We start from the raw sequence: 12,986 nt of genomic DNA on the forward strand, positions 1-12,986 counted from the left end.
TCCCTGACCCTCCTCTCGCGTGGCTCGCTAACGCTCCATCCTATCGTGGACGCGCACGCCTCTCTGGCCGCAGCGCGAGCCGCCCTCGCCCGGTGCGGGATCGAAGCGAGCGACATCGAGGGTTCAAGGTGAGTGGAGGACCGAATTTCTGTGGGCTCGACGGGAGTAGCGCCCGGGCTACAACGGCACGCACACCGAGGTGCCGGGAAACAGCGGCGCCGAAGCCCAGAAGACGGATCGATGGCGAACTGGGGAAAGAGAGATCCGGGAGACCGCCAAGCCGCCAAGCCGCCAAGCCGCCAACGCTAGCGAGCGCGCGGGTGCGCGAGCAGATAGTGCTCGCGCAGCGTATCCGCTGTCACCTGCGTATAGATCTGGGTGGTCGTCACCGAAGAGTGCCCCAGAAGCTCCTGCACAGTGCGCACATCGGCCCCACCGGAGAGCAGGTGGGTCGCGAACGAGTGCCGCAGGGTGTGCGGCGACACTTCCGCGGTGATCCCCGCCCGCTCAGCAGCTGCCCGAATCACCAGCCACGCACTCTGCCGCGAAAGCCTGCCCCCGCGCGGGCCGAGAAACAGTGCGGGAGTGCCAGATCCGGCGGCTGCCATCTGGGGTCGGGCCCGCACGAGGTATGCGGCGAGCGCTCGCCCGGCGTAGCTGCCGTATGGCACGATCCGCTGCTTTGATCCCTTGCCCGTCACTTGCAGGAAGCCGCCTGAGCTGAGGGACCCCTCCGGGTCCACCCAGGCCTCGCCCAGCCCGGCACCGGCGAGCAGGTCATCGAGATCGAGCGCGGTGACCTCGCTGATGCGCGCACCGCTCGCGTAGAGCAGCTCAAGGAGAGCGCGATCGCGCAGCGCGACCGCGTCGTCGGAGCCGGCGCTCCCAGCACCCGCAGAGTCCCCAGCAGCATCGCCTCCGACGGCAGCCGCAGAGCCGCCAGCAGCGGCGAGCAGCGCCTCGACCTCTTCGACTGCAAGCGCCTTCGGCAGTCGCAGCGCCCGCTTCGGTGTACGCACACCGCTCCCGGCGTGCGTTTCGAGCAGCCCCTCTTCAAACAGAAAGCGGTGCATACCGCGCACCGTCGACAGCCTGCGCGTGATCGAGGCTGGTGCCAACGGGTGCGCCGGATCTCCCAGATCCACCACGTAGCCGGAGAGGGTTTCGGGAGTGACCTCCGCAAGGTCAGTGATCCCGTGCTCGTCAAGCCACGCGGCATACGCCACAAGATCGCGGCGGTACGCTGCCTGGCTGTTCTCGGACAGCCCGAGCTCCAGCGCGACGTGGCGCAGGAACCGCTGCGTCCCCAGTGCCACGCTCACACCCATCAGGAGGAGCGCTCTCCCCGGGCGGCTTCACGTGCCGTCCACTGCAGTTCCGGATCCCGCAGCGTCGACCAGCCGCTCGCCCGAGCGGCGGCCGCTGCCAGCACGGCACTTGCGGTCACGGCGTTCTGGATCCGCCCGTCGAGTGCCGCTGCGACCGCATCCTCGAGCGGCACCCAGCGCGGCACGAGTTCAGCCTCTTCCTCTGAGCGCACGAAATCGTGGGTCACCTCGTGGACGTCGCGCGCGAGGAAAATCCGCATCGCCTCACTGGTGCCTCCCGGCGAGAGGAAGAGATCCAGCAGAATCCCCCACGATTCGGCGCGGAGGTCGGCTTCCTCTGCGAGCTCTCGCTGTGCTCCGGCCAGCCCGGATTCGCCCGGCATATCCATGAGGCCGGCGGGAATCTCCCAGTCGCGATGGCCGATCGCGTGCCGGTACTGCTGAATGAGCAGCACGCGATCCTCAGCGTCGAGCGCGAGGACGGCGACGGCACCAGGGTGATCGAGGTAGTCGCGCACGAGCTCGGTGCCGCCGAACTGGAATCGCTCGCGGCGCACGTCCCAGACGTGCCCGCGCACGAGCAGCTCGCTGTCGAGCACGACCACGTCGGCCGGCTCGTCAGCGAGCTGCTCGTTGCCCGCAGTGGGCTCGCTACTCACCGCTGGCGACCTCAGCATCGCCATCGAACAGGCGTGCGGCGTCCCGGCGCTCGATCGCGGCACCGACGAGGCCCGCGAACAGAGGATGCGGAGTGCCGGGGCGCGAGCGCAACTCGGGATGCGCCTGCGTCGCGATATAGAACGGATGCTGGTCGGCCGGCAATTCGACGTACTCGACAAGCTCGCCGTCGGGGCTCGTGCCGGAGAACGACAGTCCGGACTGGGCGATCTGCTCGCGGTAGCGGTTGTTCACCTCGTAGCGGTGGCGGTGACGCTCGGTCGCCGTCGGAGCTCCGTAGAGCTTGGCTGCAAGGGAGCCTTCAGCGAGCGCAGCCTCATACAGGCCCAGACGCATGGTGCCTCCCAGGTCGCCACCATCGATAATGTCGACCTGCTCAGCCATCGTCGCGATCACTGGAACCGGTGTCTCCGGATCGAACTCAGTAGACGAAGCGCCTTCGAGGCCCGTCACGTTGCGCGCATACTCGATCACCATGCACTGCAGTCCGAGGCACAGGCCGAGCGTGGGGATGCCGTTCTCGCGGGCGAAGCGGAGTGCGCCGAGTTTGCCCTCGATGCCGCGGATCCCGAACCCGCCGGGAACGCAGATGCCGTCGACGTCGCCGAGCGCCTCACGTGCGCCCTCCGCCGTCTCACAGTTGTCCGAGGGCACCCAGCGCAGGTTCACCTTGGTGGAGTGTGCGAAGCCTCCGGCCCGCAGCGCTTCCGTGACTGAGAGGTACGCATCGGGAAGATCAATGTACTTGCCGACGAGCGCGAGAGTGACCTCGCCCTTCGGGTTGTGCACGGCGTCGAGCACCGGCTGCCACCCCGTCCAATCGACATCGGTCGCGCGCTCCGAGAGCCCCAGCGACTTAACGATGATCGAGTCGAGCTCCTGGTCGTTCAGCAGCGTAGGCAGGTCGTAGATGCTCGGCACGTCGATCGCGTTGATCACAGCGCGCTCTTCGACGTCGCACATGAGCGCGATCTTGCGGAGGTTGTCCTCGGTCACGGGGCGGTCGCTGCGGAGCACGAGCGCGTCCGGCTGGATTCCGATCGAGCGCAGCGCGGCAACGGAGTGCTGCGTCGGTTTCGTCTTCTGCTCCCCCGAGGCGCCCATGAAGGGCACGAGTGAGACGTGCACGAAGAACACGTTGCCTCGGCCGAGCTCGTGCCGCACCTGGCGTGCCGACTCAAGGAAGGGCTGCGATTCGATGTCGCCTACTGTGCCGCCGACCTCGGTGATGATCACGTCGGGCTGAGGCACCTCGTTCGACTGCAGGCGCATCCGGCGCTTGATCTCGTTCGTGATGTGCGGGATCACCTGGACCGTGTCCCCGAGGTATTCGCCGCGGCGCTCCTTGGCGATGACCTGCTGGTAGATCTGCCCCGTCGTGACGTTGGCCGCCTGCGACAGGTTGATCCCGAGGAATCGCTCGTAGTGTCCGATATCAAGATCGGTCTCTGCCCCGTCATCCGTCACGAACACTTCGCCGTGCTGGAACGGGTTCATCGTGCCCGGATCCACATTCAGATACGGGTCAAGCTTCTGCATGACGACGTGGAGCCCACGTGCCGTCAGAAGATTGCCGAGGCTTGCTGCCGTCAATCCTTTACCGAGAGAGGAGACGACACCCCCGGTCACAAAGATGTGCTTTGTAGTACGGGCCTGGTCCGTGCGCTGCTCTGTTCCCACGGGCTTTGATCCTATCAGTTGTATCCGGGTGCGGTACGCAGGTTTCGCGGTGAGCTACCGCAGCTCTTGCCGCGGAACCCACACCTGCTTGATGATCATGAGCACCATTGCCGTGACCGGGATGGAGATCAGCGCGCCGAGCAGGCCCAAGAGGGCGCCGCCGGCGAGGGCACCGATCACGACGAGGGCACCAGGCACACTCACCACGCGGTTCATGATGCGTGGCGTGAGCACATACGACTCGATCTGCATGTAGACCAGGTAGTACGCCGCTGCGATGATCGCGGTCATCGGCGAGTCGAACAGCGCGACTGTCGACACCAGCACGGTTGCCACCACAGACCCGATGAGTGGGATCATGGCGAGCAGGAACACTCCGACCGCCACAAGGCCCGCGAACGGTACCCCGACGATCGTCATCATGATGAAGCCGAGCGTGGCGTTGATGAATGCAAGCACCACCATGCCGCTGACGTACCCACCGACGGACTTCGTGACCTGCTCGGTGATATCCATCACCTTCGCACGCCCTGAGCGCGGTACGAGCGTGTAGAAGGCGCGCTTGATTGTGCGCAGCGACGCGAGGAAGTAGAGGGTGAGGATCAGGACGATCAGGCCTGCGGTGAGCCCGTTCGCGATGCCGATACCGGCCTGCCAGACTCCGCCTGCAACCTGCGCCCAGTTCTCCGGCTTGCTGACAAGATCTTGCCCCATTTTGAGCAGGCCGTCGAAGTCAACGAACTTGCCGAAGTTCTCGTTCAGATCAATGAACCACTGCTGGTGCGTAATGTCGCGAAACAGTGTGGGGGCGCTGCGCACGAGCAACGAGATCTGATTCGCGATCATTGGAATCACGACCGCCAGGAGCGCGGCAATCACGACAACAAACCCACCGAATACGACCCCGATGCCGAGCCCGCGACCGAGCCCCTTCCGCTCGAGCCACCGCACCACGGGATCCAGCCCGAGTGCGACGAACAGCGCAGCCACCACGTACATGATGATCGTCGAAAGCTGCTCGATCATCCCGCCGAAGAGCATGGCCACGAGCACACCCAGGGTGACCGTGAAGCCGAGCTGGAACGGGTTGCGCACCACGAATTCACGCTGCTGCGTTTTTGCCCGCTCCTCGTGTGCGTCAAGCGCGGCCTCGCGCGCGTCGCGATACATCTCACGCGTGTCCGCATCCATCTGCTCGATGTCCGCGTGCACCACGGCGGGATGCGAATCAAGGTACTCAGCCTTCGTCGCCGCGTCCGCCCCGAGATCTGGGGTGGTCGTGCCTCCCCGATGCCGCCGTCGTCCGAAGATCTTCACCATGTGTGGAGCGTAGCAGCAGGCCCCTCCCCTGGCGCAAGCACCCGCGCGACGCTGCGGTGGTGCCTGAGCTACGCCTCGCGCAGGGCCAGCAGTTCCGCGGCGTGTTCGAGAGCGCTCTCTGAGTCGCTGAGGCCAGACAGCAGGCGGGCCATCTCCGCGAGCCTCGCCTCGCCGTCGAGCCGCCTGCAGCTCGACTCGGTAAAGCCGCCGGCCGAGTCTTTGACGACCTGGAGGTGATTCCCGGCAAACGCGGCCACCTGCGCCAGGTGGGTCACCACGATGACCTGCGAGGACCGGGCGAGACGGGCGAGACGCCTGCCGATCTCGATCGCCGCTGCGCCGCCGACGCCCGCGTCGACTTCGTCGAACACAAACGTGGGCACGGGATCGACGCCTGCCACGACGACCTCAAGCGCGAGCATCACGCGCGACAGTTCGCCGCCCGACGCGCTCTTCGCGATCGGCCGCGGCGTCGCACCCGGGTGGGGGCTCAGCAGGAGTTGCACTTCGTCACCGCCGGCGTTGCCGAGCGTGTCAAGCGGGGAGACCAGCACCTGGAACTCAGCATCGGGAGTGCGAGCTGCCGCAGCTCAACGGTGACCAGCTCGGAGAGCTTCGCCGCCGCCGCCGTGCGCTGGGCCGTCAACTGATCTGCGAGCGCGCGCTCACTCGCAGTGACGGTGTCCAATTGCGCCGCGAGGTCGACGATCAGGTCGTCATCACCTTCAAGCTCGGTGAGCCTCGCCGCACTGCGTGCTGAGTACTCGATCACCGCAGCGGCGTCGACCCCGTACAGCCGGAAGAGTGCGTTCAGCGCCGCAAGACGCTCATTGGCTCGCGCCAGTTCGCCCGGCCCCTCGACGTCGAGATCGTCGACGTAGGCCGCGAGTTCCTTCCCGGAGTCGGCGATCTGGAAGCTCACACCGCGCAGAGTCTCGAGCACCGATCCCAAGCGCTCGTCGTGCGCAGCCACGCGCTCCAGATCTCGGATCGCGGCATCGACGAGACTGCCAGCGTCACGACTCATGGGATCATCGGATTCGGTTGCGAGCGCCTCGTGCGCGGCGACCGTGGCCTCGCGGAGGGCCTCGACGTTGCTCAGTAGGTCAATGCGCGCTGCCAGCTCGGTGTCCTCACCCGGCTGCGGATCGACCTGCGCGATCTCGTCGAGCTCAGCGCGCAGCCTGGCAGCCTCTGCCGCACGCTCATCGCGCGCCGCTGTGAGCTCAGCAACCCGCTCGCCCAGCTCACGCCTGTTCCGGTGCGCCGTGCGGTACTCCGTCAGCGTCGCCTCAATTTCGGCCCCTCCGAAGCGATCGAGGGTGTCGCGCTGCGCCGCCGCTGAGCGCAAGCGGAGTTGCTCAGACTGGCCGTGCACGGCGAAGAGCCGATCTGCGAGCCGCGTGAGACTCCCGACGGGAGCGCTGGCCCCGCCAACACTCGCTCGGCTGCGCCCCTCAGCGCTCACTGTGCGGCTCAGCACCAGCTCGCCGTCCTCAACGTCACCGCCGAGTTCATCCACGATCTCTGCGACGGCAGGATCCGCCGTGTGCACGAGCCCGTTGACGCGCGCCTGGCTTGCTCCGGTGCGCACGGCTCCGGCATCACTGCGCTCGCCCATCAAGAGCCCGAGCGCACTGACGACCATCGTCTTGCCTGCGCCGGTCTCCCCAGTGATCGCGGTGAAGCCGGGGCCGAGCGGCAGGGTCGCGTCGGCGATAACGCCGAGATCCCTGATCCGGAGTTCATCGATCATGCCTGCACCTCGCGTCCGTTGCCGCGCCAACCTGACACGGGAAGATGGAACTTCCGCACGAGCCGATCGGAGAACGGCGCAGCACTCAGCCGGGCGAGCCGCACGGAGAGTGTTGACTGCCGCACCCGAATAATCGATCCAGCTGGCAGTTCAGTCCGCCGTCGCCCATCGCACCACAGCACCCCAGGGCCGACGTTCTGGGGCAGGATCCGAACGCTCAGCACTGAGTCGGTGCCGGTTACGAGCGGCCGGTTGAAGAGTGCGTGTGCCGCGATCGGGACCATCAGCATGGCCTGCACACCGGGCCACACGACCGGACCGCCGGCTGAGAAGGCGTACGCCGTGGATCCCGTCGGCGTTGCAATCACCATGCCGTCGCAGGCAAAGGAGGAGACTGGGAGCCCGTCTACCCCGATCTCGACCTCGAGCATGCGGCGACGCTTCTCGACGCTCGCCTCGTTCAGAGCCCAGGTGTCCGCGATCACCTCGCCATCGCAGGTAGCGCTGACATCGAGGGTCAGTCGCTCCTCCACGGTGTAATCACGGCGCAGCACTCGATCGATCGTCGACGCGAGGTCGAAACTCTCCATCTCGGCAAGGAACCCGACGTGGCCGAGGTTGACTCCGACGATGGGGCACTGCGATCCGCGGAGCAGCTCGGCGGCGCGGAGAATCGTGCCATCGCCTCCGAGCACGATCGCAGCTTCAAGCTGCGTGACCGCAACGTCGACTCCCAGCCGGGCGATCTGCGAGACGTCGAGGTGCGGGGCGAACTCATCGCGATCGTCAGCGTCAAAGACCGTGACGACGCCTGCGGCGTGCAGCGCGGTGACAGCGGCCACAGTTGCGGCGATGGCTTCTTCGCGGTGCGTGTGGGAGACGATGAGAAAGCGGCGAGGGGCCCCGTCTGGCACCGTGGTGGTCATTGCGCTCCCTCCACTCGCCCCGGGAGGTTCCCGGGAGCGGGCTGCGGCACTGCACTGAGCTCCGCGATTCGCCCTTCCCATTCTGTCGGATGGGGATCCGATCCGCGCACAAAGTGTGCCAGGAATTCACGGTTGCCCATGCCTCCCGCAATCGGGGACGGTGCGAGGCCCTGCGCGGTGAAGCCATGCTCAGCCGCCGCACGCAGCACGATCCGGATCGCCTCTGCCCACAGCTCGGGCGAGGTGACCACGCCGTCGCGCACACGTCCGACCTCAAACTGAGGCTTAATCAGCAGCACCAGATGCGCCTCGGTCGCCGCGACGCGCGCAATTGCGGGGAATACAAGCGAGAGCGAGATGAACGAGAGATCGGCTACCACGAGGGTGGGCTGTTCCGGAATCCCCGTATCCGCTGCGAGATTGTCCGCCGTGAGCTCGCGAGCGTTGCGCCCCTCGACGAGGTGCACTCGGGAGTCGGCGCGCAGCTGTGGCGCAAGCTGGTCTCTGCCGACATCAATCGCCTGCACGGCGCGCGCCCCGCGTTCAAGAAGGACCTGGGTAAAGCCGCCCGTGGACGCACCGATATCGAGGGCTGTGGTGCCGTCGACGGGCACCCCAAAGGTGTCGAGCGCGGCGATCAGCTTGTGGGCGGCGCGGCCGACATAGTGGTCATCGCCCGCGACGGTGATCCGAGTGCCGGGCATGACGCGCAGGCCCGGCTTTGTCGCGGGCTTTGCGTCGACCGTCACGCCGCCCGCAGCGATGAGCTCGGTGGCGCGGCTGCGAGAACGGGCAAGTCCGAGCTCGGGGAGCACACGGTCCAGGCGCGTGGGATCCCCGTCCCAGATTGCGGTGGGGTCAGACGCCACCGTGGTCCCCTCGCTGCAGCTCCGCGAGGAGCTCGTCGTGAAGCTGAGCAAATCCTTCGGCGCGCTGCGGGAGTGGCTGCGCTTCGATGAGATCGATCCGGCTGAGCAGGCTCTCCTCGCCGTGCGCCAGAGGCGCGGCGGAAGCCGCGGGCGACGCCGGACCCTCGGGCGACGCCGGACCCTCGGGCGACGCCGGAGCAGGCGACGACACTGGAGCGACTGGAGCGGCTGGAGCGCTCACGGGCGCGCCGGGACGCGGCCCGGGTCGCACTGCGCCCGATCCGGATCCCCCACCGTTTGCTTCGAAGTCGCTCATGTCACCAGCCTAGCGTTCACCCCTGACGCGGCCGAGATCCTGCCCGCGCAAGCCCCGGCGCCCGCGTGCTGGCTTCGGGAGCCCGCGCGGGCCCCGCACAATCATCGATGGGTCGCCGGTGCTCGCGCCTCACGGCGTGCAGCACTCATCGAAGAGCCGTCGTTGCACAGGGGCGCCTGGGCGCGATCTTTAGACCCAGTGATCTTCGTAGAGGATTTCTGGGACGCGGAGGCCGTAGATTGCCAGGCCAGAGTTCCAGATCGCCGCGCAGCCTGCGCGCAGCAGATTGATCCGCGAATCCCCCTCGGCATCGATGCGCACGACATGGCCGTCCATGCCCACCCGAGCGGAGCCGACCTGCATACTCCCGTCCTTGCGCTGCACCGTTTCAGGGTACGGCTCATGGAGCTCCGCGAGCGTTGCGACAATGTAGTCAGGGTGCATGTCTTTCGACGCCGCGACGAGCTGCTTGGGGCGGTCCACTCCTGTGAGCACGTGCAGTGAGGGAATCCCGGCCGCGCGGGCCCCCTTCATATCGGTGTCCAGCCGATCGCCGATCATGAGAGCGTTGCGCGTACCGAAACGCTCAAACGCCGCCTCGAAGATCGGTGTCTCCGGCTTGCCCGCGAACACGGGGAGCCGCTGCACCGCGGTATGGACGGCCGAGACGAGGGTGCCGTTGCCCGGCGCGAGGCCACGTGCAACGGGGATCGTCCAGTCCGTGTTCGTCGCAATCCAGGGCAGCGGATCGCGTCCCGGCTGCTCGGCGAGCGCAAAAGCCGCCTCGGCCAGATGCACCCAGCCCACCTCAGGCGCGAAGCCCTGCAACACGGCGTCAGGCTGGTCGTCTGCGCTGCGTGTCACGCGATAGCCGGCCTTGGCCAGCTCATCAGTGAGGCCCTCGCCTCCGATGACGAATACGAGCGCTCCGGGTGCCACGGTTTCACGCAATAGAGCGACCGCTGCTTGAGGGGAGGTCACCACGTCGTCAGGCGCGGCATTCAGGCCCAGTTCACGCAAGTGCCCAGCGACCGCGGCATCGGTCCGTGAAGCGTTGTTCGTGATGTAGCCCAGACGGGTGTGCTCACCGGCTCGATTCAGCTCAGCCACAGCGCCCGGGATCGCCCCGGGGCCGCGGTAGACCACACCGTCGAGGTCCGCGAGCAACAGCTCACGGCCCTCAATCGGTGCGGCCCCCAGCGGAGCGGCTTTGCGTCCGAACAGGCTCACTCGGACTTCTCCTCCGCCTCCGCGGGACCGTCAGTGATCCCGGCTTCGGCGAGCAACTCGTCGACCTCGTCCTCGATCGAGATCTCTGCTGTTGTCGCAGCAGCGAGCTCGGCCTCCGTAGCTGCCGGAGCTGCTTCCGCTTCTACAGCCTCTGGCTCTGCAGCCGCTACGTTCTCAGACTCTGCAGCCGCTAGCTCACTCACGCTTGCAGCTTCTCCAGGCACATCCTCGGGTGCGGATTCCAGATCAGCTGCGGGGGCTTCTTCGACCTCCTCCGCAGGAGCCAATTCAGTCTCGAGAGCCTGGGCGGTGTCAGCCTCATCAGCCTCATCAGCCTCATCAGCCTCATCAGCCTCAGATTCAGTGTCCGCGATGTCGTCCGAGTGCTCAGCAGTGTCCGGGCTGTAACCGGATTCCTGCTCGTACTCTTCCTCGATTTCGAAGACCTCAAGCTCGTCCTGTCCACCCGCGTGTTCGGCGAGGGCAGCGAACGCACGATCCGCGTGCTGGTTCCACTTGGCGGCCTCGGACTCACGCCCCAGATCTTCAAGCACAGCCGCGTAGGCCGAGAACAGTGCGGGGCTCCAGGAGAACGCCTTATTCGGGTTCAGCTCGGGGATCTCAAGTTCGAAGAGCGCCTGCTGGGTCTGGCCCAGGTCAAGGCGGGCGCCGGACATGGCGATCGCCAAGTGCACACGCTGATCAGTATCGAGCGTCTTCGAGTCGACTTCAAGACCGGTCTCGATGGCCTTCTCCGGACGGCCGAGGCCGCGCTCGCAGTCGACCATGAGTGCAACGTGTCCGTCGAGTCCGCTGAGTCGCCGGTAGGTGCGCAGCTCACGCAGGGCGAGGGCAAAGTCGCCCGTACGGTATGCAGTGATCGCGAGCGTCTCGCGGGCAACCGGGATCCTGCCTGCGCGACGGCTTGCGGAAACGGCGTGCTGGTGTGCAAGCTCGGGATCGTCGTCGATGAGGAAGGCGACCATCGCCAGGTGTCGCGACACGCGCTCCTGGACCTCGGGCTGCAGCGTCTTCAGCTCATTGCGAGCCGAGGGGTGCAGATCGCGCGGATCAACCTCGTCCGGGATGATCGGGTCGTCGTGCTCAGCACGGACGGGACGCAGTTCGTGCTGCAGGCGCTCAGCTTCCGTAAATTCACGGTCGCTTCCGCCGCGGTCACTCCGCCCGCCGCCACGGGTACCGCCACGGCCGTAGCTCTGGCCACCCTCACGGTTGCCACTCTCGCGACGGTCGCCGCCTCGATCGCCTCGATCATCGCGACGAGCAGGGCGTGAATCTCCCCGATCGTCACGACGCTGTGGACGCGATTCTCCCTGATGATCCCGGTTGCCGTACGACGGCTTCCCGCCACGGTCATCGCGCTGGGGACGACGGTCATCGCCGCCACGGTATCCACCGCGGTCGCCACCACGATCGTCACGATTGCCGTAGGAGGGCCTGCCGCCGCGGTCGTCGCGGTTGCCGTACGACGGCTTCCCACCACGGTCATCACGCTGCGGACGACGGTCATCGCCGCCACGGAATCCACCGCGGTCACCACCACGATCGTCACGGTTGCCATAGGAAGGCTTCCCACCGCGGTCGTCGCGGTTGCCGCCGAAGGACGGCCGGCCTCCACGATCATCGCGGTTGCCGTACGACGGCCTCCCACCACGGTCGTCACGCTGCGGACGACGGTCATCGCCACCACGGAATCCACCGCGGTCACCACCACGATCGTCACGGTTGCCATAGGACGGCTTCCCGCCACGGTCGTCACGGTTCCCATACGACGGCCGACCGCCACGGTCGTCGCGGTTGCCGTAAGACGGCCTCCCACCGCGGTCGTCACGCTGCGGACGACGGTCATCGCCACCACGGTATCCACCGCGCTCGCCACCCCGCTCGTCACGGTTGCCGTAAGACGGCCCCCACCACGGTCGTCACGCTGCGGACGACGATCATCGCCACCACGGTATCCACCGCGCTCGCCACCCCGATCGTCACGGTTGCCGTACGACGGCTTCCCACCGCGGTCGTCGCGCTGCGGACGACGGTCATCGCCACCACGGTATCCACCGCGGTCGCCACCACGATCGTCACGGTTGCCGTACGACGGCTTCCCACCGCGGTCGTCGCGCTGGGGACGACGGTCATCGCCGCCGCGGTATCCACCGCGGTCGCCACCCCGGTCATCACGGTTGCCGCCGAAGGACGGCCGGCCGCCACGATCGTCGCGCTGGGGACGACGGTCATCGCCGCCGCGGTATCCACCGCGCTCGCCACCACGGTCGTCACGGTTGCCGTAAGGCGGCTTCCCACCGCGGTCGTCGCGCTGCGGACGACGGTCATCGCCACCACGGAACGGCGGGCGTCCACCACGGTCGTCCCGTCCACTCTGAGCAGGGCGGCGGTCTCCACCGTCGTTCCCGCGGTAGCCGCTCTCGCGGCGGTCAGGTCCCCGTCACGGCGCTGCTGCGGCCGTCCGGAGTCGGAGCGTCCGGAGCGGTCGTCCTGGCGTCCACGCGGGCCATCAGTGCGGTCCCCGCGGTACGGTGAACCCTCACGGCGCTTGCTGGGGGCGCCGTCGTCCGGGCGCTCTCGTCGATCCCGATCGTTCATAATGGTGCCTCCAGCTGCGCGCTATTGAGATAAAAAATGTCGTGAAATGAGTCGAGGGTCGCATCCAAGGATAACCATCACTGGTTGTCCCTGGATACGACCCTCGATAAAAGGTGTCCGGCGGTGTCCTACTCTCCCACACCCTCCCGAGTGCAGTACCATCGGCGCAGTCAGTCTTAGCTTCCGGGTTCGGAATGTGACCGGGCGTTTCCCTGACGCTATAGCCGCCGTAACTCTATCAACTTGTCAACCACACCACCC

11 protein-coding genes, 1 rRNA gene and 1 pseudogene are annotated in these 12,986 nt (G+C 66.9%); all 13 read right to left on the bottom strand.

Going from position 1 to position 12,986, the window contains the following annotated elements; translation table 11 throughout:
* Window positions 1–305: 305 nt before the first annotated feature.
* Window positions 306–1,328: a site-specific tyrosine recombinase XerD gene (locus K1X41_RS05720; RefSeq protein WP_220175538.1), complete on the bottom strand. Its 1,023-nt coding sequence runs from the start codon at window positions 1,326–1,328 to the stop codon at window positions 306–308.
* Entirely contained in the window at window positions 1,328–1,987 is a 660-nt protein-coding gene (locus tag K1X41_RS05725; protein ID WP_258566669.1) for an NUDIX domain-containing protein, read from the bottom strand. The genes K1X41_RS05720 and K1X41_RS05725 overlap by 1 nt, the downstream gene beginning before the upstream one ends.
* Window positions 1,980–3,686, bottom strand: coding sequence for a CTP synthase (locus tag K1X41_RS05730; RefSeq protein ID WP_220175540.1), 1,707 nt, complete (start codon window positions 3,684–3,686; stop codon window positions 1,980–1,982). Before K1X41_RS05730 ends, K1X41_RS05725 begins: the two co-directional genes overlap by 8 nt.
* Before the next feature lie 54 nt (window positions 3,687–3,740).
* Entirely contained in the window at window positions 3,741–5,006 is a 1,266-nt protein-coding gene (locus tag K1X41_RS05735; RefSeq protein ID WP_132204135.1) for an AI-2E family transporter, read from the bottom strand.
* 68 nt (window positions 5,007–5,074) lie between these two features.
* Window positions 5,075–6,762, bottom strand: a pseudogene (recN, locus tag K1X41_RS05740) (DNA repair protein RecN).
* On the bottom strand, window positions 6,759–7,688 hold the full coding sequence (locus tag K1X41_RS05745; protein ID WP_132204131.1) for an NAD kinase: 930 nt from the start codon (window positions 7,686–7,688) through the stop codon (window positions 6,759–6,761). Before K1X41_RS05745 ends, recN begins: the two are co-directional and overlap by 4 nt.
* Entirely contained in the window at window positions 7,685–8,557 is an 873-nt protein-coding gene (locus K1X41_RS05750) for a TlyA family RNA methyltransferase (protein ID WP_220175541.1), read from the bottom strand. Before K1X41_RS05750 ends, K1X41_RS05745 begins: the two co-directional genes overlap by 4 nt.
* On the bottom strand, window positions 8,547–8,873 hold the full coding sequence (locus K1X41_RS05755; protein ID WP_220175880.1) for a hypothetical protein: 327 nt from the start codon (window positions 8,871–8,873) through the stop codon (window positions 8,547–8,549). Before K1X41_RS05755 ends, K1X41_RS05750 begins: the two co-directional genes overlap by 11 nt.
* Before the next feature lie 189 nt (window positions 8,874–9,062).
* The gene (locus K1X41_RS05760; protein WP_220175542.1) at window positions 9,063–10,103 is read right to left on the bottom strand and encodes an HAD-IIA family hydrolase; all 1,041 of its coding nucleotides are present in this window, start codon (window positions 10,101–10,103) and stop codon (window positions 9,063–9,065) included.
* The gene (locus K1X41_RS05765) at window positions 10,100–11,107 is read right to left on the bottom strand and encodes a hypothetical protein (protein WP_258566670.1); all 1,008 of its coding nucleotides are present in this window, start codon (window positions 11,105–11,107) and stop codon (window positions 10,100–10,102) included. The genes K1X41_RS05760 and K1X41_RS05765 overlap by 4 nt, the downstream gene beginning before the upstream one ends.
* Window positions 11,108–11,136: 29 nt before the next feature.
* Complete coding sequence (locus tag K1X41_RS05770) at window positions 11,137–11,973, bottom strand: hypothetical protein (RefSeq protein WP_220175543.1); 837 nt, start codon at window positions 11,971–11,973, stop codon at window positions 11,137–11,139.
* Between the two features lie 38 nt (window positions 11,974–12,011).
* Window positions 12,012–12,725: a hypothetical protein gene (locus tag K1X41_RS05775; protein ID WP_220175544.1), complete on the bottom strand. Its 714-nt coding sequence runs from the start codon at window positions 12,723–12,725 to the stop codon at window positions 12,012–12,014.
* 115 nt (window positions 12,726–12,840) lie between these two features.
* Window positions 12,841–12,957, bottom strand: a 5S ribosomal RNA gene (gene rrf / locus K1X41_RS05780).
* Window positions 12,958–12,986 lie beyond the last annotated feature (29 nt).

Source organism: Leucobacter luti, from assembly GCF_019464495.1.
Classification (GTDB): Bacteria; Actinomycetota; Actinomycetes; order Actinomycetales; family Microbacteriaceae; genus Leucobacter; species Leucobacter luti_A.